The 20,498-nt window shown below is 59.9% G+C and carries 13 protein-coding genes and 4 pseudogenes; 9 read left to right on the top strand and 8 right to left on the bottom strand.

Annotated elements, in window-relative coordinates; translation table 11 throughout:
• Window positions 1-169 precede the first annotated feature (169 nt).
• The 4 genes from LDZ23_RS10985 to LDZ23_RS11000 form a co-directional block, all read right to left on the bottom strand.
• Window positions 170-385 carry a CsbD family protein gene (locus tag LDZ23_RS10985; protein WP_244807567.1) on the bottom strand — a complete coding sequence of 72 codons (216 nt, stop codon included), beginning with the start codon at window positions 383-385 and terminating at the stop codon, window positions 170-172.
• A gap of 357 nt (window positions 386-742) precedes the next feature.
• Window positions 743-1,039 carry a hypothetical protein gene (locus tag LDZ23_RS10990; RefSeq protein WP_244807568.1) on the bottom strand — a complete coding sequence of 99 codons (297 nt, stop codon included), beginning with the start codon at window positions 1,037-1,039 and terminating at the stop codon, window positions 743-745.
• Between the two features lie 260 nt (window positions 1,040-1,299).
• A complete protein-coding gene (locus LDZ23_RS10995) occupies window positions 1,300-1,557 on the bottom strand; it encodes a DUF4242 domain-containing protein (RefSeq protein ID WP_244807569.1) in 258 nt (85 codons plus the stop codon).
• A gap of 56 nt (window positions 1,558-1,613) precedes the next feature.
• On the bottom strand, window positions 1,614-5,225 hold the full coding sequence (locus tag LDZ23_RS11000) for an AAA family ATPase (RefSeq protein WP_244807570.1): 3,612 nt from the start codon (window positions 5,223-5,225) through the stop codon (window positions 1,614-1,616).
• A 630-nt stretch (window positions 5,226-5,855) separates the two neighbouring features.
• On the opposite strand from LDZ23_RS11000, the gene phaZ reads away from it, so the two are divergent.
• Complete coding sequence (phaZ, locus tag LDZ23_RS11005; RefSeq protein WP_244807571.1) at window positions 5,856-6,668, top strand: poly(3-hydroxyalkanoate) depolymerase; 813 nt, start codon at window positions 5,856-5,858, stop codon at window positions 6,666-6,668.
• A 260-nt stretch (window positions 6,669-6,928) separates the two neighbouring features.
• Window positions 6,929-9,298, top strand: coding sequence for a hybrid sensor histidine kinase/response regulator (locus tag LDZ23_RS11010; protein WP_244807572.1), 2,370 nt, complete (start codon window positions 6,929-6,931; stop codon window positions 9,296-9,298).
• Between the two features lie 360 nt (window positions 9,299-9,658).
• On the opposite strand, the gene LDZ23_RS11015 is transcribed toward LDZ23_RS11010, so the two are convergent.
• Window positions 9,659-9,955: a type II toxin-antitoxin system RelE/ParE family toxin gene (locus LDZ23_RS11015; protein WP_244807573.1), complete on the bottom strand. Its 297-nt coding sequence runs from the start codon at window positions 9,953-9,955 to the stop codon at window positions 9,659-9,661.
• A 44-nt stretch (window positions 9,956-9,999) separates the two neighbouring features.
• On the opposite strand from LDZ23_RS11015, the pseudogene LDZ23_RS11020 reads away from it, so the two are divergent.
• The 5 genes and pseudogenes from LDZ23_RS11020 to tnpC all read left to right on the top strand — a co-directional run.
• Window positions 10,000-10,773 (top strand): annotated as a pseudogene (locus LDZ23_RS11020) (tyrosine-type recombinase/integrase); the annotation flags it as partial.
• 861 nt (window positions 10,774-11,634) lie between these two features.
• The gene (locus LDZ23_RS11025) at window positions 11,635-12,789 is read left to right on the top strand and encodes an NHL domain-containing protein (RefSeq protein WP_244807574.1); all 1,155 of its coding nucleotides are present in this window, start codon (window positions 11,635-11,637) and stop codon (window positions 12,787-12,789) included.
• Between the two features lie 344 nt (window positions 12,790-13,133).
• Entirely contained in the window at window positions 13,134-13,658 is a 525-nt protein-coding gene (locus tag LDZ23_RS11030) for a transposase (protein WP_244807575.1), read from the top strand.
• Window positions 13,634-13,987, top strand: coding sequence for an IS66 family insertion sequence element accessory protein TnpB (gene tnpB, locus LDZ23_RS11035; RefSeq protein WP_045463971.1), 354 nt, complete (start codon window positions 13,634-13,636; stop codon window positions 13,985-13,987). Before LDZ23_RS11030 ends, tnpB begins: the two co-directional genes overlap by 25 nt.
• A 30-nt stretch (window positions 13,988-14,017) precedes the next feature.
• Window positions 14,018-15,598, top strand: a complete 1,581-nt coding sequence (gene tnpC / locus LDZ23_RS11040) for an IS66 family transposase (protein ID WP_239294552.1) — start codon at window positions 14,018-14,020, stop codon at window positions 15,596-15,598.
• A 342-nt stretch (window positions 15,599-15,940) separates the two neighbouring features.
• On the opposite strand, the gene LDZ23_RS11045 is transcribed toward tnpC, so the two are convergent.
• Window positions 15,941-16,771 carry a hypothetical protein gene (locus LDZ23_RS11045; protein WP_244807576.1) on the bottom strand — a complete coding sequence of 277 codons (831 nt, stop codon included), beginning with the start codon at window positions 16,769-16,771 and terminating at the stop codon, window positions 15,941-15,943.
• A 769-nt stretch (window positions 16,772-17,540) separates the two neighbouring features.
• Between LDZ23_RS11045 and LDZ23_RS11050 the strand changes: the two are divergent.
• Together LDZ23_RS11050 and LDZ23_RS11055 are read left to right on the top strand one after the other, a co-directional pair.
• A pseudogene (locus tag LDZ23_RS11050) lies at window positions 17,541-18,415 on the top strand (tyrosine-type recombinase/integrase).
• 8 nt (window positions 18,416-18,423) lie between these two features.
• Window positions 18,424-18,614, top strand: a pseudogene (locus LDZ23_RS11055) (transposase zinc-binding domain-containing protein); the annotation flags it as partial.
• 180 nt (window positions 18,615-18,794) lie between these two features.
• Here LDZ23_RS11055 and LDZ23_RS34980 read toward each other — a convergent pair.
• Window positions 18,795-19,325 carry a tyrosine-type recombinase/integrase gene (locus LDZ23_RS34980; RefSeq protein ID WP_250524004.1) on the bottom strand — a complete coding sequence of 177 codons (531 nt, stop codon included), beginning with the start codon at window positions 19,323-19,325 and terminating at the stop codon, window positions 18,795-18,797.
• A 233-nt stretch (window positions 19,326-19,558) separates the two neighbouring features.
• A pseudogene (locus LDZ23_RS11060) lies at window positions 19,559-20,428 on the bottom strand (IS110 family RNA-guided transposase); the annotation flags it as partial.
• Window positions 20,429-20,498: the final 70 nt, after the last annotated feature.

Here is a 20,498-nt window from a genome sequence, read left to right on the forward strand (position 1 = left end):
TGATTCTTCGTTCCGCCGCTCTGAGTCGTTGGTGACGGAGCGTTCTGCGTTGTTTGCGCGAACGCGCTCGTGCTTGCCGCTACGAGGAGGACGCATACAAGAGCTGAGATGCATTTCATGGCTGTCTCCCGAGCCTTCAGGGCTTCCCTCAATTCATGAATCAGATAGACTACGGTGCGACGGAACCGGGATCACGGTCCACCGCCTCATCCGCTGCGTCTTTCGCGTCCTCTTCGGCGTTGCCGACTTGCTTTCTTGCCTCGCCAGCTATTTGCTGCGCGTCGCCCTTCGCCTCTTGGCCGGGATCGTCCGTTATTTTCCCGACTCCCTCGTTAATCTTTCCCTTCAGCTTTTCCCCGACGCCCTTCACCTGATCTTCATTCATGGCAATGCTCCTGATGCGCCTGCGGATCGCAAGCAAATATCTCAGCGCAAAAAAGATGCCGCGAAAAATAAGGGCCGTCTGAGTGGGAGCAGGAGGCGAGAAATACCTCAAACGTTCGAGATCAAACTGGAACGTCAGTCCGGCGGCTGAGTCAGGGCAGCCTTCCTATCCAGGGCAGAAGACTGGACGACCAACCTGGTCGGAAAATGTTCCGGAGCGTTCGCTACAGAAGAAATGGCGCGTCTCGACGCAGACTGGATATTTAACAACCTCTACAGCGGTCCAACGACGGACGGTTGAAAAACCTAGGGGCATGGCGGTTGCTTTATTCAAACGTGCGATGGTTTTTCTGTGGCTTCAGCGATGCGCGGGTCCAGCCGTTTCGGGAACACGCCGATCATTGCCTATACATCGCTGGTGGAAGCGGATGTGGAGGAGCGTGGCAAGCAGGCGCATATCGACGCCTTCTGTCGCAGAGGCATGTCCATCCAGCCCCTGCTCGATATCATCGCGCATGTCGCCCCCGTACACTTCCCTCGCGTCTCGTCGCAAGTCACCTGCGATGCAGTAGCAAGGCATCCACTGGCCGCCCTGCCTGCGCACGAACACCGTCAGCACCGGGTTCTTGTCGCGTCTCGACGACGTCAGCGCCACGTTGTTGTCGTGTCTCGACCCGTTCCGGTCTATCAACCCGACGTCGGATAAGAACCGCTTTCGAGGAGCAACGGTCGTGCACATACCCGCGGGGGAACTGGCGACATGGCGTAGAGTTCTCACAGTCATAACGGATTGACCTACTGCCGCGCAGTCGTCAACGCGTCGATCGCTGATCACAACGCTGTCCGAAGGCGTGGTCAGCAATTCCATCATTGCATCGACTCAGCCCTGAGATCACAAACCCTGCCCCGCGATATCTAGCTGAACATTTCCGGCCGCAAGTCGCTTACCTCGATGATCACATCAGCCGGCAGATTTGCCCGGCGTGCTGCGGCGCGGATGGCCTCCGCATTGGGCGCCTCGTACAGGCAATAAGTCTTTTTCTTGTCGGCGCTGAGAAACGAAAAGAGCCACTCGACGCCTTCCTCGTCGTTGATTCGCTTCACACTGGCTGCGCTGTCGCTCGTGACCTCGAGTTGTTCCGCAAAACTGCGTTCGATCATGAACCGTGGCATGGCATCCTCCTCAATATAGACAGCACATCGCACATCGAACCGCGCGATATCTCGCGCTAGTTTCTGATCCCTGCGCCGGTCTGCGCCCCGCCAATACGCTCGATAAGGGCGAACATTCTGAGTTTCCTGGCTTCGGCTGCCGCGAGCGCAAGCAGGTCTTGGGCTCGCGCCCTGTCTTCGATGCGATTGCGCGCCGTCAGCATGAGGGCGTATTCGTGCCTGCTATGCGCGAGCCAGGGCCATGCACGCAAGCGTTCGTCCATGTGCAGCGCATATTCGAAATGCTGTTCGGCGCTCGACCAGTCGCCGAGCGCGTGGGCCAGCATGCCGAGAAACCGCGCCGCCGAACCGCAGCAAAGCGTAAAGACCGGAACCGTGACGGCCTGGTCGCGAAATGGCAGGAGCAGGGCGTAGATCCGCTCGGCATGCCCGACATCCCGCAGCCGTGCGGCCACTTCCGCCAGATACGCGAGCGTGACCAGCCGCTTGCTGTCCATGGGGACACCATATGCCAGTTCCGAAAGCCGGTCGAGACTGTCGCGTGCCTGCGCCGCGAAGCCGAGATCGCTGCATATCAACATAAAACCTGGCCGCCACGTCGTATCCTCGGAATGCGCATCGTCGATAAAACGCTTGAAGATCGGGGCTACCTCCGCGAGCCGACCCTGTTCGCGGCGAATCGCGAACATCTGCATGCCGTAGACGCCGGTTGCGAGATTCGCATCGGCGCTTTGCGCCATCTGCAGCGAATCGCGCGTCTTTCGTTCCGCCTCGGCGAAATCGCCGACAAGAATAGCTCGCATCGCCTGCGCCCCGGTCACGCACCATTTGTCGACGAAGTGCTGCCCGCTAGCGGCGATTTCTCGATATCGCTCCAGCGCGCATTCGAATTGGTCCACCTCGCCGATCTCCAGATACCCGGCAAGACATCGAGCGCATGCATGGCCGATGGTGTGTGCATCGCCCAGCGTTTCCGCAATGTGTCTCAGCTCCAGCAACACGTTCGCGCGCTGCATGAAGCTGTCGGCGGACAACGGCAGAGCACCGACATGCATTAACTCGCACGCCAACGCGTCGAAAAGGCTCGGCAGATCGTTCAGTCGTCGGGCGAGCGCGACAGCCTGCAGTGCAAATTCGCTGCTTTGTTCGCGTGCGCCTGTCATATGAATGGTGCGCACGAGCCGACTCAACAGGCGGCAGCGCTCGACCGATTCCTCGGTGCCGGCCTCTGCGAGCGCCTCCTCCAGCAACGCAAGCGATGCATTCCCGGAGCCTTCGAGGAACGTCTCAGCGGTGTCGAACTCCAGTGCCGCCTGCACAAGATACGAGGTCAGCTTATGTTCCCGGGCAATTCGAGCCGCTTCGCGGAAGGTCGCAATCGCCTCGCGTTGTGCCAGCCGGAGTTCTGCCCTGCCTCTTGTCAACAGCAACGGCAGGATGCGGGTCGCTCGGTCAGGTCCGTCGCAAGAGCATCGCTCGACGAGTTCGAGTCCGCGCTGCGCATGGGCGATGGCCTCGTCGTAGGCCGCGCCCGCCAGCGCGCGCTCGCCGGCACGCTGCCAGTAGCCGATCGCGCGCTCCGGCAGATCACCCGCGGCGAAGTTCTGCGCGATCAGCTCGGGCTGCCGCTCGGCGATGTCCGGATAGTGTTCCTCGAGCGCGGCGGCGATGCGCGCGTGATAGTGTCGCCGGCGCGCGAGCAGCAGCGACTGGTATGCGATCTCCTGGATCAACGCGTGTCGAAACATATAGGCGTCGCCGTCAGCGCGTTTGCCCGCGGCCGGAACGATGATTTCGGCGCCGATCAGGCGATCAAGTTCTTCCCGCAGTTCGTTCTCCGACGTAGACGCGATCAGGCCCAGCAGCTTGGCGTCGAACTCCCGGCCCACTGTGGCCGCGATCTGCGCGGTCTCCTTGACGGCGGGATCGAGCCGGTCCAGCCGCGACAACAGCGAGCCCTGCAGCGTGTCCGGAATCGCGATCGCCTGCGCCGCGCCTTTTAACTTGTAGCTCATTCCGGCATCCCGCAACAGATCGCTCTGGAGAACGGCCTTGGTCAGCTCTTCCACGAAGAGCGGCACGCCGTCCGTCTTGGAGACGATCTGATCGAGCACGAGCGCGGGAAAGCGCTTGCCGTCCGTCAGCCGCTCGATCATCGCAACGCAGTCGCGGCGCGACAACCGGTCGAGATTGAGCTGTACGAGATGCGGGAACGTCCATCCCGATTCGAACTCCGGCCGTGCCGTGAGTAGGACGAGAAGTCTCGCGGAAGTCAGCCGTTCCACCACCCGTCGAACGAATTCGAATGACGACGGGTCGATCCAGTGCGCATCTTCGATCACGAATAGCACCGGCTGAACGCGCGTCGACGCTTCGAGCAGGGAAACGAGCACGTCCAGCGTCCGGCGCTTGAAGGACGGCGAAGAGGTGTCGACGGTCGGATCGCACGTGGCCGCGGGTATGCCTAGCAAATTTGCGAGAACGAGCAGTGCCTCGCCCGCATCGACTCCGAGGCTTGCGATCCCGGCCGTGAGCCGTTCACTATCGGTGCCGCCCGACCCATCCGCCACATCCGGGCCGACGCCGAAGGTGCGCTGCAGCCAGCGCAGCACCGGCCAGAACGGACTGTTGCGATAGTATGCGGAGCAGTGAAGCGAGACGATCGCATGCGACTCGTCGCCGATGCTGTCGCACAGCGCCCGAAGCACCCGGGATTTCCCGATTCCCGGCTCGCCAGTTAGCAGCACGCAGCGCATTTCGCCTTCGACGCTCTGCTTCCAGCGCTGCCGGATCATGTCGAGTTCGGCAGCCCGGCCGATGAGCGGCGTGATGCCGTGGACCGCCCTGATTGCGAAGCGATCCATTGCGTCGGCCTGCGCAAGAATGCGCTGGACCCGGACCGCCCCGGTGATTCCCTTCAATTCCCGGCACCCCAGGTCGTCGAGCTTGAACGATCCTTCTATCAGGCGTTGCACGGTCGGTCCCACGACGATCGCATCGGGCGGAGCGATGGCCTGCAGCCTTGCGGCGATGATCGGCGCTTCTCCGACGATCGCCTGCTGATCCAGCGACGATCCCGCGCCCACCGCACCTGCGACGACGAGCCCCGCTTCGATTCCGATCCGCACCCGCAGGCGAACGCTGCACTCGGTCTCGATGCGATCGTTCACCTCGCGCAGCGCCGCGATAGCGCCGAGCGCGGCGAGCACCGCGCGCACGGCATCGTCTTCGTGCGCATTTGGGTAGCCGAAATAGACGAGCAGGCCATCGCCGATATACAGCGCGATATGGCCTTCATGGGCTTCGATTGCTTGCGCACAGGCCTGGTGGTAGCGACCCAGAAGGCGTCGCAGCTCCTCGGGATCGAAGCGCTCGGCGAGCGCCGTCGAGTCGATGAGATCAACAAACATCACGGTGACCTGCCGTCGCTCGGCCTCGATGGTCTTAGGTTCTGCCAAGCAGGATGAGCCGTCGCACGCCCTCCCCTGCCCAAGACTCGCAAGCCCTTTTGCGAGCCGCCTGCGATCACCGAGCGTGAGGCCAAGTTCCTTCAGGTCGCACTCGGAAAGATCCGCGAGCACATCCCAGTCGATCCCTTGCGAGATGAACTTCGCCGCATGAGCGCCAAGGCCAATTTGCGCCAACCATGTCGCCAGATCGTCGGTCATTGCTGAAGCTCTGCAGTCCGTCCACCTTCATCATCCGCGCGGCAGTGCGCCTTGTCACGTGCTCCGGCGGCCGCCTCGGGAAAGCCTGCACAGGCACATGGCGATGGGACTCCTTAAGCGTGTGAATAACTTTCGCGCCGGCGAGCTGGTGAGACGTCGAGCCCTCAGGTTGAATACCCGTATGATGTGAACGGTTTAACTCAGAAGTAGACATGCCCGCGGCGATCAGTGTGCGAGGGTCCAGTGTCGCATTCGAGCCGACGCTCAAACGTCTGCGCTGCACCAATATACCGAGGCGACCGACGGGCCACAGCGGGCGAGTGGATGCGTTGCGGTCGCCGAACGGCAGGAGAAGGAGGAACGAGCCACTGCTTCAGCCCTCCCTTCGAGAGAGGGGAGCAGCTGATCGCTCGTCTCTAGAATGGACAATTAACCAAGGCAACGACTGCTTTGGGCAGCCGCGATCAATTGTCGCCGTTGGCTGTTATGCGTCGGGGCCTGATTTCGGCTTCGCGTTCTGATATCCGCCCTGCGTGGAAATCGCGGAGTCGTTGCCTTCGGACTCTTGCCTGCGCAACGATCAACTCCGCCTTGCGCGGGTCGCCACTACCACTTCTCATCTTGGTCGTCATGAAAATTCAGTCGGTCGATCTCGACGGTCAACTTATTCGCGTCGGCATTCGCCGCGCCAACTCTGCTTTGCCGCCCCTTCTTATCTTCAACGGAATCGGCGCCAATCTGGAACTGCTCGAACCCTTTGTCGAGGCGCTGGGCGATGTTGAAGTCATTATCTTCGATGTCCCAGGGGTAGGTGGTTCGCCGACTCCGCGCAAACCATACCGCTTCTCGACGTTGTGCGTTCTGACGGATAAGCTGCTAACGGAAATTTGCTACGACGGGCCGGTTGATGTGCTGGGCGTGTCGTGGGGAGGCGCACTTGCGCAACAGTTCGCGCGTCGGTATCCGAAGCGATGTCGACGACTCGTGCTAGCGGCCACAACTCCCGGCGTAATCATGTTTCCCGCTCGCCTATCAGTTCTTTTGAAGATGCTAGGTCCACGTCGGTACCGGGACCCCGTCTTCCTAGAAAAGGTTGGCGCTGAGATATATGGTGGCGCGTACAGACGCGACCCCCAGTTGCTCAAAGAGCATGGCCACCACATACGAACGCCCAATGGGCGTGGCTACATCTATCAGCTTCTTGCACTGTGGGGATGGAGCAGCTTGCTGTGGCTAAGACGCCTGCCACAGCCCACCCTCGTCATACATGGGGACGACGATCCAATCGTCCCCCTGATCAATGCGAAAATAATCGCAGCGTGCGTTCGGTGCTCTACCCTTCATGTCATTGATGATGGCCATTTGTTTCTTGTCACGCAAACAGACAGAGTAGCTGGTCTAGTTCGGGACTTCCTCCAGCGTCAAGCACCGTGTACATCCTGATCCGACCGCCCACGCTCGCTTTGGCATCTAAACGAGCTTACCCCGGATCGAATGTCGATATTACCTGCCTGACGTAGTTCACGAAGTAATTTTAACCGAAAGACGCCGCGACGGTAGCTAGTTGAAAAACATCCCACCGGGCGGGTCATGGGCGCGCCAAGATGAACTTCGCTCAGGGGCAGCGCATTTTCCGGGCAGCGCGATTGGCTCGTCGCTCGCGCTTGTAGAATGGACGGCGTCATGTACAAAACTTGAACAACATGTCTCGCACCGAAAACCCGGATGGTCCCGCCGCTGAGTACCGGGCAACGGAGTGGGCCAGGTCCGTCACCGAACTCGCAGTATTCGCCATAACGCCCGATGGCTTCATCTCGACCTGGAACGCCGGAGCAGAGGTCATCTATGGCTACCGCCCCGACGAAATCATTGGAATGCATTCGATCGTCTTGCTTCCCGATGATCCAAAGGATCGAGAGGCATTTGAAGCCGAACTTCGCCAGGCGCGAGAAAAAGGTAGCTCCGCGATCGAGGGCTGGCGTAAGCGAAAGGACGGATCGGTGCTGTGGGCGAGCGTCGTGACAACTGCGCTCGTGGATACAAACGGCACCCCAGTTGGCTTCGCAAAGCTTGTACGCGACGAAAGCGAGAAACGGAAGGCTCACGAGGCGGTAATCGAAAGCGAGCAACGATTCCGATTACTCGTCGACGGCGTTTCTGACTACGCGATCTACATGCTGTCGCCAGACGGTTTTGTCACCAACTGGAACAACGGCGCACGGCGCATCAAAGGCTACAGCGCGCAGCAGATAATGGGCTCGCACTTTTCCCGGTTCTACACGCCGGAAGACGCAGCCGCCGGCCTGCCGCAGCGTGCACTCGAGATTGCAGCCCGTGAGGGACGTTTCGAATCAGAAGGATGGCGTGTGCGCCGCGACGGAAGCCGGTTCGTCGCGCACGTAATCGTTGATGCCATTCGCGACGACTCCGGCGCCCTGCTTGGATTTGCAAAAATCACTCGAGACATCACTGAGAAGCGAGAAGCCGACAAGCTCCTCGAGGAGACAAAAGCCGCGCTTTTTCGGGCACAAAAGATGGAGGCGATCGGCAGGCTGACAGGAGGCGTGGCCCACGACTTCAACAACGTGCTCCAGGTCCTGCGTGGCAACCTCGAACTGCTCCAAACCCGTTGCGCCCGGGATCAGTGGTCAATGGAGCGCTTCGGAAACGCCATTCAGGCCGTCGAACGCGGCGCAACGCTCGCGTCGCAGCTGCTGGCGTTTGGACGGCGCCAGGCGCTGCGGCCGGAGCCAGTGAACCTCGCAGCTATGGTCCGGGGCACGGATGACCTGCTGCGTCGAGCACTAGGAGAAACCATCGAAGTGGAAACGGTGGTGTCGGGCGGCCTTTGGAATGCGTTCGTCGATGTTCACCAACTCGAGAACGTTCTTTTGAATCTGGCAATCAACGCGCGCGACGCGATGCCCGATGGCGGCAAGCTGACGCTCGAATTGTCGAACGCGATGCTTGACGACGACTACGTGCGCTCGCTCTCGGACGTGCCGGCTGGTCAATATGTGATGCTCGGCGTGACCGACACCGGATGCGGGATGTCGGCGGATGTGCTCGAGAGAGCGTTTGACCCGTTCTTTACCACGAAGCCTGAAGGTCAAGGAACAGGACTGGGTCTCAGCATGGCTTACGGCTTTGTGAAGCAGAGCGGCGGACACATCCGCATCTACAGTGAGCCTGAGCACGGCACAACCGTACGCATCTACCTGCCGCGAACATCTGCGGAGGCGCGCGAAGCGACAACTAGACTCACTGCCCCCGCCATGGGAGGCAGTGAGACGGTGCTCGTAGTCGAGGATGACACTAAGGTGCAAGCGACGGTGATCGCGATGTTCACCGACCTTGGCTACACGGTGTTGAAGGCAGACAACGCCGACCAAGCTATTGCAGTGCTCAGCAGTGGCGTTCACGTCGACCTTCTCTTCACAGACGTCGTGATGCCGGGAACGTTGAAAAGTCCTGAAATGGCACGACGTGCCGTTCAGCTGCAGCCACATTTGCGCGTCCTCTTCACCTCGGGCTATACGCAAAACGCGATTGTTCACGGCGGCCGGCTAGACCCCAACGTTGAGCTCATCAGCAAGCCATACAGCCGCAAGGAGCTCGCGTCAAAAGTCCGACAGGTCTTGGGCTCCGAGGGGCTGCCGTTGAAAGACGGCGCAAACCAAGTTTCTGCAAGCACGCCCGAGGTCGCGGAGCGCATCGCTCTTCGCGTGCTGGTCGTAGAAGATGACGCGCCGACGTGCGATGCGGTAAGTGAACTGCTCCGAATGTTAGGGCATTGCCCGACAACCGCGTCCAGCGCGCAGTCCGCACTCGACGCATTCGATAAGGCCGCGTTTGACGTACTTCTCACCGATGTGCACCTGCCCGACCTTTCCGGTATCGAGCTCGCTCATCGCATCGCGACGGTGCACAGGGGCATCTCGGTCATTTTCGCATCCGGTGATACGGTTCAAGACATCGACCCGGGCGACTTTCATTGGCAAAGCCTTCGCAAGCCCTACGCCGTTGACCAGTTGGAGGCAGCGCTTCGTAAAGCGCGGAGGGATAACGCTTGAAGGAGAATGCACACGAGGACGGACGCAGGCAGTACGGCACGACTGCGTCGCGCGCTGCGCTCTGCCGACCATGTCGACGAGTTCGTCGCACTTAGTGTGCGCAGCGAGACCGCAGCTATGACGGGCCGCTCAGCGACGAGCAGCGGTCGTTCGAGGGGCAGGCTGATGGTACTTAAAGAAGTCCATTGGCCGGCACCGGCGGTTCGGAATCTGGAGTTCTCCGCCCTGCGTACGTGCCTCATTCGACACCCGACATGGCGCTGGTTGAATCGCGTCGTCTGCGACTCCGCCAAAGGACGAGTCATCAAGAGCCGTCATCTATCATTTGCGATCAGCACGTTGTAACGCTAATTGAAGCGCTCACGAAGATTCTCGTCGGTACCGCTGTTCGCGCTGACTTCGAATTGCCACTACGAACACCGCGTCGAACTCAGGCAAAAACCGATACAGCGCCAAATAGCCATGTGCACCGTTCGAAATGACCAATTCGCGCATGCCTGGATGATTGTCGACCGGCCGGCCAATCATTGGGCTTGGCTGGAGAATGTCGAGTGCGGACACGATATCGTCGATGCGCTCGACTGCACGCTCCGCCGTGTGTTCGAAGAAAAAACCAAATATGCGATCGAAGTCCTCACGAATTTCGGGCGCCAGCATTACTCGCGCCATCGCTTAGCCTTGGGCGCTACCGGCGAGCCACCAGCTGCGCGCTGCAGGCCGGTTACCTCGCTGGCAACTCACTGTCCCTCTCGCGGCAGCGGACCCGACACGCCGCGCCGCGCATCACCCGGTATCTCGAGCCGAGCGTCTGGCAGGAGGTCAAGGACTTCATCGCAACGATGCCTAGAGACACGGACCGCGAAGAAGCCCACGCGTACCGCGTCCGATGGCTGTTCACGCTGCTCTATCTCGGTGGGCTGCGCATCGCGGAAGTCAGCGCGAACACCATGGGCCAGTTCTTCGTGCGATGCGATGTGGACGGCAACCTGCGCTGGTGGCTTGCCGTTCAGGGCGAGGGCGACAAGCAACGGCTGGTGCCCGCCACGCGCGAGATGATGATGGAGCTATCACGCTATCGGCAGCACTTCGGATTGAGCGCGCTACCCTCGCCCAACGAAGATACGCCGCTCGTTCTGCCGATCGGCGCCGCGAGCTCAAACGAACGCGCCGAGGCCTGTGCGCCACTCACACGCGCAGCGCTCCATGCCATCGTGAAGGATGTGTTCGCGCGCGCCGCGGCGCGCCTTCGTGAGCGAGACGATGCGCCGAGCGCGCGAGCCGATTTGCTCGAGAAGGCTTCGGCCCACTGGCTACGGCACAGCGCCGGTTCCCACATGGCCGACAGCAAGGTCGACCTGCGCATGGTTCGCGACAACCTCTGACACGCATCGCTGATCACGACCAGCATCTACTTGCATGTCGACGACGATCGGCGTCATCAGGAAACCGAAGAAAAGCACCGGGTAGACTGGTGAAGCTGAGCGACGTCGCGCTCTCCGCGTCGTTCTCAGCGCCTTCCGTTTCTATGCATTGACCATCGCGCCGCTCATGAAATTGCTGGTTCCCGAACCGCAAATCTCGGCCGACTAACAGACGCTCAGCTTCGTCATCGGGTGGCGCGGAGAAAGCGTAACCTGCGTTATGCGTGCGCGCAAAATTTCGTGGCGCCTAAAGGCGTCCACTATTAGTTGCACCTTTATTTAGGCAAGACTGTGGGTTAGCACACCAACTCCGGAGGCAGCCGTCGGTTATCGGCTTGCAGTTCGCGCGTCGATCAACGTACCTTGAACAAACGGCTGCAATGAGATGGAATGGACAGAGTCCTCCCGGGGAGCAGTTTGTCCGCAAAAGCGAGGAGGCCCGTTCCTCAAGTGGACGTCTCCGAAACGCCACGTTGGTGCATTAAGACCGAAGTGAATGCTAGACATACCGACGCGTGCAAACATATATCGTCGAATTGCCGCGATAGATTGCAGAGCGCGCCAAATTTCTCGTGCGTGAGACGGAAATCCGCTTGCACCCCCGCGCGGCGCGCCGAGAAATTTGGCGATCTCGGAGTAACTGCGCGTCTGCCCATACTGAATGCGCCGCAACGCTCCCCCCGGCTAAGATACGCGACGACACGCGAGCGTGGGCACCCGTTACGTGAATGCATATGTGCGCGCCGCGCACTAGAATGAAGTGACTGGCGGTTTGGACGCTTCGGGCTTGCTTCCCCTTGGCCACAACATCCTGCATTCCGCGACATCGACTCTTTGAATGGTCGTGCACTTCGATGACGCACGAAGGGAGGACGTATGTGGCACAGAATCCGGATAGGCCGAAGCCTCGCTGTCATGTTGCGAGCCTTTTACCGATTGCTGCTAGTCGCGATTGTGCACACCGCCCAAGCGCAGACGATCACTACCTTCGCAGGCGGCGACAACGCTCAGGCAATCCAGGCCGAAGCCATCGCGGCGGACCGATCGGGAAACATCTATACAGCGGAACCGACACATCACGTCGTTCGGCGCATTGACCACACGAACGGCACGGTGACGACCATTGCTGGCACCGGGCAGGCAGGCTATAGCGGCGACGGCGGTCCGGCCACGCAGGCCCTGCTCGACTATCCGACAGGGGTGGCGCTTGACCGCGCCGGGAATGTCTTCATTGGCGACACGGGTAATACGCAAGTCGTTCGAAGGGTCGATCGTGACACCGGCGTGATCACCACGGTGGCTGGCCCCGGTACGCCGAACGTGCCCAACCGCGGTGATGGCGGTCCGGCCACGCAAGCAACCGTATTTGCCAACGATGTCGCGGTGAACCGGAAAGGCGATCTCTACATTGCCGATTCGGCGGCGGGCAGGATCCGGCGCGTGGACCATCGAACAGGCATTATTTCTACCGTTGTCGAGTTGGGCGCGGCATACATCGTCACCATGGCATTCGACCCGCCCGGCGTGCTTTACGTGGTGGATCCCATTCCGCCGAACGTCATCCGGTTCGAGGCATCGACCGGGACGATCACTAAAGTAGCCGGGACAGGAGTCACCTGCCAGCAGGTTGGCGGCTCGGCTTGCTACAACGGAGACGGCATTTTGGCGACCGACGCATTCTTGAAATTTCCTACGCACATCACATTTGATTGCGCTGGCAACCTGACCATCAGCGATACCTTCAACTTCCGCGTCCGCCAGGTCAATAGGCACACCGGCATCATCACGACCCTTGCCGGCAGCGGGATGGATGGTCATAGTGGCGACGGCGGCCCTCCGACTCAAGCGGGCATCATGGGCGGTCCGAGGGGACTCGCTTTTGGGCCCGAGGGCGATTTGTTTTTTGCGGAAGCCGCGGGGAGCACCGGGTATATCCGCAAGGTAAGCGGCCTGCCCAGAACCGGGCACCGCTGCGAAGAACATAACGAGGGGCGTCACCGTCGGGATCGCGGGGAGCACGGTGACCGCACCGATCCAAGAGATGGCGATAGTTCGCGTCCATGGTGGTGACATCGCGGGGCGTTGCGTCAGCAGCGCGCGCGATTGCCTCACGCGTCGGCATCCTCCGAATGCGTTCAAGCCAAGCCTCGGTCCGTCTCCAGTCGAGTCGCCGCTCAGTTCCACTCGGCCTGCGCCGGAAAACCGAACTCATGCCGGCTCGTGTCGATGCATGCCGTGCATAACCCGCCGACGCAGACGGCATCGCCGGCGATAGAAGCGATCCGTGGTCGGGCCTCCCGGCCGCTTCGCCTCAAGCCGAGAGCCATTCTCCGTAAGCGGTCCATCTTCGACGTCTGGCAGTGAGCGACGGTAGCGAGGACCATAGGTGTCCACCTATCTTGAGGTGGACACCTATGACTGGCATGGACTCAGAGTTGGCAGTAGTGCGTCGCAGCAGCGATGGCCGTCGGCGCTATGACGAAAAAAGTAAACGCGCCTTGATTGAGGCAGCACTTCGTCCCGGAGTATCAGTCGCCGGTCTGGCTCAGCAGCACGGCATCAACGCCAATCTGCTGCGCAAGTGGATCGCGAAGTACCTGGTGGAGCGCGAGAAAGGCATTTCGTCAGCGTCGCAGCCTAATGGCAACGAAGAATACAACCCGCCTCAACCCGACGAGTCGATTAATGACGTGGCCGTCGATCTGCCAGGGTCGCACCAACCCGTCCCCGTCGCGGTAAAGCCGTCTGCGTTCGTGTCGGTCGTTTCAGCGTCGCCGACACAACCGTCCACACCGCCATCGATGACACTTGCCTTGCATGTGCGTCTGTCGAACGGCGTCGAGCTTGAACTTGGCGGGGCAATCGCGACCATCGACGAATTGACGACCATGGTTCAGATTCTGGGGAGGATGCCGTGTTCCGGTTCGACGACGATCTGAAGGTCTATCTGCACCGCGATCCCGTTGATTTCCGCTACGGCATGAATAGCCTGTCGATTCTCGTCGAGCAGTCGATGCGCCTGAATCCGATGGACACTTCGCTATACATCTTCGGAAACCGGCGTCGCGATCGGATAAAAATCCTTGGCTGGGATGGCAGTGGTTTCTGGCTTCTCATAAAGCGATTGGAGAGAAGCCACTTCATCTGGCCCGACAACAAGGCTGAGATCGTGACGATGACCACCAACGTGCTGCACGCGCTACTCGACGGCGATGACATCACCGCGATTCGACGGCATCCGAAGCAGGAATATCATCGCGTGAGCTGAACAGTGAGGCGGCGTGCAGGTCTAACCGCCATGCCGATCAACGTCACGATCACCGCCGAGGAACTGAAGGCGTTGCTTGCCGAGCGCGATGCTGCGCGTGCATTGCGAGAAGAACAGGAGGCATTACGCGGCGCTTTGCGGCTCGTGACGGCCGAGCGAGATCTCGCCGAGGAGCGCCTCCGAGCCTATCGTCGCGAACTGTTCGGCGCCAAGAGTGAAGCACGAGATTCTGATCAACCTAGCTTGTTCAACGAAGCGGAGACGCTCGGAGCGAACAGCGCGCCCGCGCAGGAAGACACGCCGGAGACGACGGTTGGCGCGCACAAGCGCAAGAAGCGCGGTCATCGCAAGCCGCTTGATCCAAATCTGCCGCGCGAGGTCGTGAGACACGAACTGCCCGAAGCCGAACGCTTCTGCACGAACGATGGGCACGCGCTCGTCGAGATAGGCGCGGAGATCAGTGAGCAGCTCGATGTGATCCCCGAGCAGCTTCGGGTGATCCAACACCAGCGCGTCAAATATGCGTGCCCTTGCTGTGACCTCGGCATCAAGGTCACGCCGGCGCCGCCGCGCATCATCGCGCGCGGACTGTTCAGCGAATCGGCGCTTGCATGGATCGCCACCGGCAAGTATCAGTTCGGCATGCCGCTGTATCGCCAGGCCGGTTTGCTGTGTCGCTTCGGCGGAGACATCTCGTCGAACACGATCGCCGCCAGCATGGTTCGCGTTGGCCTCGCGACCCAGCCCGTGATCAACTTGATGCGCGATGCGTTGCTCGAGGCAGAGCTGATCTACTGCGACGAAACAACGTTCCAGGTACTGAAAGAGAAAGGGAGAAAACCACAAACGAAGAGCTACCTCTGGGCGCAGATGACCGGCTCGGGCGTCCCTATCCGCTGCTTCAGCTATACGCCCGGACGCGGCGCCAAGCTGGCCGACAAGCTGTTCACGGGCATCCGCAAGGGCGCCGTTCTGATGACTGATGGCTACGAGCCCTACAACGACATAGCTCAACGCTACGACCTCGTGCACCTCGGATGTTGGGCACACCTAAGACGGTACTTCATCAAAGCGGAGGAGAACGTGCCGAAAGCCGCGCGTTCGCCCGATCTGCTCGCGGCACGCTTCATCACGCTGATCGGCAAGCTGTTCGCTGCGGAGGCCCGCTCTAAGAAATGGAAGCCTGAGCGACGACAGCGATTGCGACGGCGATACAGCACGCGCATACTCGACGCCATCTACGCTTTAGCCCTCGCGGAGTCGCCCGGCGTCGTACCGAAAAGTTTGCTCGGAAAGGCACTGACCTATCTGCGCGAACAGTGGCCGAAGCTGATCCGCTACGTCGAGAACGGCACTTGGGCCATCTCGAATAACCCTTGCGAGAATGCGATTCGCCCATTCGTCGTCGGGCGCCGCTCATGGCTTTTTAGCGACACCGTAGCGGGGGCGAACGCAAGTGCAAACCTCTACAGCCTGATCGAAACCTGCAAAGCCGGGGGCATCGATCCCTATCGTTACCTCCACTGGTTATTCCAGCGCCTTCCTCTGGCGAAGACCGTCGACGACTACGACGCGCTGCTGCCCTGGAAGATGCCCGCAGATCTCCGCTGACCCACTTCGCTATCACACATCACGCGCTCTACCACCTTACTCTGAGCGGCGTCGTTCGTGGATCGCTTACCATTCTCCTGCGGCAGGATCGGCAGGTGGACTGGATTCGACTTGGCTATCAAAACCCGTCCGTGGATGAAAGGGCTCGCAAAAGTAGGAAGGGCGCCATCTTAGCGTCGCATCCACCCTCGAGTTTAAGGGCGACTCTGAGCGGCGATCGCTGCCGAAATGGCGATCAATCCTGAGCCCGCTTGTACTTTCCCAGACACGGTCAGTCTTCCTCGCTTCTCGGGACATTCTAATATCCTGATGAAACTGACGGTGATTGGAAACCAGGTAGCGCTAAGCCTTTACGTCCAAGACGCGCTCTGGCCGAGAGAGTGCTGCGGCAATTCGGTCGTTCTGTGCTTGTCCGGATTGGAAATCCCGTACCCATTGCGCGTTGGCATTCACGACTTGTGCGAGCCTTCCGGCCTTGCCAAACTCGCCTGCCGTTTCCTCAGTTACGTCGTACCCGCCTGCGCGGAGCGCTTTGATCCGTCCTGACCTTTCCGCGCGCAATCCCTGCAACGCGGAATAGGAAGCGCCATAGCTCTCCAAAAATCGCCCAAGCGCGTTTTGTCCGTGAGGGGAACAGGCAACGGTGGTTAGGCTGGCTCTTGCGAAACTGGCGTGGGCAGACGCAAACGAGATTAAGTTCTCAAGCTCATCGAGCTCGACGACAGACTGCAACACATCCGGGCTAAACTGTCTCGCTCGCGTTTGCTCGAGATAGATGCTTGCCTTGTCGTAGAGAGCGAGGTACGCGAGAGGCCTGCTCGTCCAAATTCTCTCTGCATCGCCAACGGCTTCCTCAATCGAGGCTGCATCCACTTTGATGCACCTGCGCTTCTCGTCGCCCGATATGATCAGTAAGTACAGGCCCAATACGCGAACCTTGTGCGGCCGGACGATCGCCTCTAGCACCACTTCCTCTTGCTCTGCCCTGCAGGCCCGCGGTGAGGATACCGGTTCTGAAGAGGAGGAGAGCGCTTGGCTACCTAAGCGCGGCGACCAATCACCGTCGTCATCGTTTGCACTGATCTGATTTTTCCGGTTGCGCTCGATCGCATCGTACGCGGGGTTGTTCGGATTCATGCTGCCACTGAGGTCATCATTTGAGGTTCCGGCCATAGATTCTCCGTCAACGTTTAGACTCCTAACGATTACCGACCCTCTCCTCCAATTGGCGCATTGTTGATTATCGTCTATGTTCGGCGTCTTGCAAGGACACTTTTTGGAAGAAGCCAAGCAACGGAAGTCGTGTGAAAGAAGGAAACCTTCAGTCGAATCTTTGGCCGGCGCAAATACGATAGTGTCCGAAACGTCACTATAATTGCCTGGCAGCTAAGGCGCACTCGGTCCGCGCGTTCCATACAAGGACGGTATAAGGTCCAACGAGCTTCCCCTTGCTCATTATGCGTGAGTGCTGCGACGTCTGAGGCTCGTGCCCTTCCGGCTGATTAGCGCGGTTCGGTCAATACTGCTACAGAGGTGATTCGCAAGTCGGCGCGACGACCAGCAAAAGAACTGCCGTGCGCCGGGGCTGCCCCAACTGAACGATGCGGGGTGATGAACTGAATCAAAGCAGCCACTTACATGTCCGCGCAAAGCGATGTGCAAAAATCTTTCTGGCCGGCTGTCGCCCGACGTTGGCTGGCTGGACCCGACCCACTCCGGTCAGACGACCCTCTCCAAAGCGGCCAGTCCGCCGAATGAGCGTGTTGCGGACGGAGCGCCATGAAGCGGACGTTGGCGACTTCACCCAACCGGCCAATGGCCTAAACCGCTCGCGCGGTAAGTGCTCCGTTCAAAGTTTTTGGTTATGAAAGGGGTAAAACCCTCCTGTTTCCTATGTTGAGTGATGAGGCGATCCGCCTCGTTACCCAGGAGGAACCGGGCCATGACATCCCCCACCCAAGTTACCAGTCCGTTGCGTCAGCGCATGATGGACGACATGCGCATGCGCCGCCTCGCGCCGACCACGCAAGCCAATTATCTTCGTGTGGTCCGAGCGTTCACCGTCTTCCTTGGACGCTCGCCCGACACTGCCACCGTCGAAGACTTGCGTCGCTATCAACTGCATCTGGTTGACCACGGTGTGTCGCCAGTTTCTTTGAACGCGGCGATCACCGGCCTAAAGTTCTTCTTCGGTACGACGCTCGCTCAAGAAGCGTTGATGGCGAAGATGCGTCCGATTTATCTCCCGCGTACCTTGCCCGTCATACTCAGCCGCGAAGAAGTTGGGCGGCTGATCGCGGCGGCGACCAACCTGAAGCATCAAACGGCGCTGGCGCTCGCCTACGGAACAGGATTACGCGCCAGCGAGGTAACTGCGCTGAAGGTCGGTGACATCGATAGCGAGCGTATGACGCTGCGCGTTGAGCAAGGCAAAGGCCAGAAGGACAGATATGCCATGCTGTCGCCGATCCTGCTCGAGCGTTTGCGGGCCTGGTGGCGGGTCGCACGCGCCCAGGGCAAGATGCTCGACGGAGGCTGGCTGTTTCCCGGACTTAACCCGATCGAGCCGCTCAGCACCCGCCAGCTCAACCGGGCGGTTCATGCTGCGGTCGAGGCTGCGGGAATCGACAAGCGCGTGTCCATGCATACCTTGCGGCACAGCTTTGCCACGCATCTGCTGGAACAGAAAGTCGATATCCGGGTGATCCAGGTCATGCTCGGGCACAAGAAGCTTGAGACCACAGCGCTTTATGCGCACGTGCCACCGATATTCTGCGCGAGGTGGTCAGCCCTCTTGAGAGTTTGCCTACCGAGTAACTCTCATCGTGGCGCATTGCGCGCTTGAGGTCGCAGACGTCTTCCGCTCTCTTGGTCCAGCGTGGCATCGAACCGCTAATCTGAGCCTCGGGCAGCTGAAGGTCATGTCCGCAATTGAACAGCGCCGCACCGCGGCGCTGGGAGGGCACCTGCTGCGCTGCGAAGGATGCACGGCGATCGAAGTGCCTATAACTCGTGCCTTATGGGAAGTGTTTTCCTATGGGAGAATGCACCCCCTGAGCGAGCACGGAGCGAACTCCGCGCCCGTTCATCTCTCCATTAAAGCTTGGCCCTGAGCATGGCGATTACCTTATCGGACGGCCGGAACGAACCCCTGCGCAAATGCGGCGGGACGATCGCGTTGAGGGCTTCGAGCTTCTCAGTTGGTATCTGCGCGAGTGTAGATTTCAGTGGTCGCCAGATCGCTATGCCCGAGCCCCAGGGACACCTTTCTGATGTCTTGTGTGCTTCGTAGTACTATCATTGCACAGGTATGTCTCAGGACGTGCGGTGATACCTGCTTTTTCGACAGCGAGGGGCGCTTATGACTGGCCGTTGCAGTGTGGCATTTAAGGACATACGCGAAACCCCAACGGCTCATCGCTTCGCCCCGTGCATTAACGAGCAGTTCCGGTACTGCGACAGTTCCCCGTACCACCATCCAGGCACGCAACGCGCTAGCGGTCGTTTTCCACAGGGGCAACGCGCGCTCCCGCCGACCTTTGCCGTGAACACGGATGCTCATCGACGGGAGTACAACATCGGCGATTTGCAATCCCGTCAGCTCCGATACACGCAGGCCGCCGCAGATGGCCAGGTGCAGCATCGCCCTGTCCCGAATACCCTCACGGGTTGACGGGTCGGGCGTAACGAGCAAGGCCCGAACCTCATCCTCGACCAGATACGGCATTAAACGGGAATCAGTTTTCTTGTATGGGATACCCAGGATTCGTCGCGCCTGCTCAAGAATCGCGGGCTCGCGATACTCAAGGAAGTGGAAGAATGACCTGATTGCAGCCAGCCGGACATTACGCGTCTCAGGCGAATTGTGGCGCGTATCTTCGAGATATAGTCGTCGCGATATCCGTGATCACGCCATCCGGTCGTCTCGTCAGCGAGGATCACCGCTGACTCAAGCAGCGCGTCGCGCATCAGGTTGATCACCGGCTGCGTTGCGAGGCCGACCAATTTGCGCAGATAGGCGTCGCCTCTCTTGCTTATCCCATGAAGATTCACCTTGCCGCCTGATCCCGTCTGCTTTGGTACAAGTCCGACCCAAGCTGCAAATTCACGCCCAGAGCTGAACGCTTTCGGATCGCCAATCATTGCGACAGCCGCTGTTGCTGTCAGCAAGCCCACGCCTGGAATTTCGCTGATCGCCTTCACGGCCTTGTCTTCCTTCTTCCATTCGCGCAACCGTCTTTCGATTCTCGCGATTTCTTCGTCGAGCTTTTCGATTCGCGCCCACTGCTCACGCAGTGAATCGATCAACACCTTCGGCAGTCGCTCCTCGATGCGAATGAACGCGTCGGCGATTGCCTTCGTCAGTGCAAACCGGCCTTTTCCCATCGCTTCCCCGAACTCAGCTAGCATTCCCCGCAGACCGTTGATCTGCATAGTGCGGAACTTCACCAGTTGCTCCCGTTGCCGGTGCATCATCAGCACCGCCTGTCGCATTTCGGTTTTCACCGCTACGGCCTTGCACGGCTGCTGCACCGCAAGCCAGATCGCCTTCGCGTCGGCCGCGTCGCTTTTGTTGCGGATGTTGAACGCCTTTACAAACTGTGCCGGCATCAGCCTGACCTGATGACCCATCTGTACAAGCTGCCGGGCCCAGTGATGAGCACTGCTGCACGCCTCCATCCCGATCAGACATGGCGAACGGTTTGCAAAATGCGCAAGAAGCTGCGCGCGTTTGACAGCTTTGTTCAATACCTCGCCCGTTTCCGGGTCGACGTAATGCACCTGAAACACGCTCTTCGCAATGTCAATTCCAACTGGCGTAACATTCATTTTGGATCCTCCGGTTGCCGGGAAATGCGAGCATTTTCCACTTGGGCACATCGATGCCGTTGGCCCGTGA

The organism is Caballeronia zhejiangensis, from assembly GCF_022879815.1.
GTDB classification, from domain to species: Bacteria; Pseudomonadota; Gammaproteobacteria; order Burkholderiales; family Burkholderiaceae; genus Caballeronia; species Caballeronia zhejiangensis.

Bases quoted from the DNA above. Each gene is read 5' to 3' on its own strand.
- LDZ23_RS11025 (WP_244807574.1), top strand. From the start codon at position 11,635: ATGTTGCGAGCCTTTTACCGATTGCTGCTAGTCGCGATTGTGCACACC.
- tnpC (WP_239294552.1), top strand. From the start codon at position 14,018: ATGCCGATCAACGTCACGATCACCGCCGAGGAACTGAAGGCGTTGCTT.
- LDZ23_RS11030 (WP_244807575.1), top strand. From the start codon at position 13,134: ATGACTGGCATGGACTCAGAGTTGGCAGTAGTGCGTCGCAGCAGCGAT.
- LDZ23_RS10995 (WP_244807569.1), bottom strand. From the start codon at position 1,557: ATGCCACGGTTCATGATCGAACGCAGTTTTGCGGAACAACTCGAGGTC.
- LDZ23_RS34980 (WP_250524004.1), bottom strand. From the start codon at position 19,325: ATGCCGTATCTGGTCGAGGATGAGGTTCGGGCCTTGCTCGTTACGCCC.
- LDZ23_RS11000 (WP_244807570.1), bottom strand. From the start codon at position 5,225: ATGACCGACGATCTGGCGACATGGTTGGCGCAAATTGGCCTTGGCGCT.
- LDZ23_RS11010 (WP_244807572.1), top strand. From the start codon at position 6,929: ATGTCTCGCACCGAAAACCCGGATGGTCCCGCCGCTGAGTACCGGGCA.
- phaZ (WP_244807571.1), top strand. From the start codon at position 5,856: ATGAAAATTCAGTCGGTCGATCTCGACGGTCAACTTATTCGCGTCGGC.
- LDZ23_RS10985 (WP_244807567.1), bottom strand. From the start codon at position 385: ATGAATGAAGATCAGGTGAAGGGCGTCGGGGAAAAGCTGAAGGGAAAG.
- LDZ23_RS11015 (WP_244807573.1), bottom strand. From the start codon at position 9,955: ATGCTGGCGCCCGAAATTCGTGAGGACTTCGATCGCATATTTGGTTTT.
- LDZ23_RS11045 (WP_244807576.1), bottom strand. From the start codon at position 16,771: ATGGCCGGAACCTCAAATGATGACCTCAGTGGCAGCATGAATCCGAAC.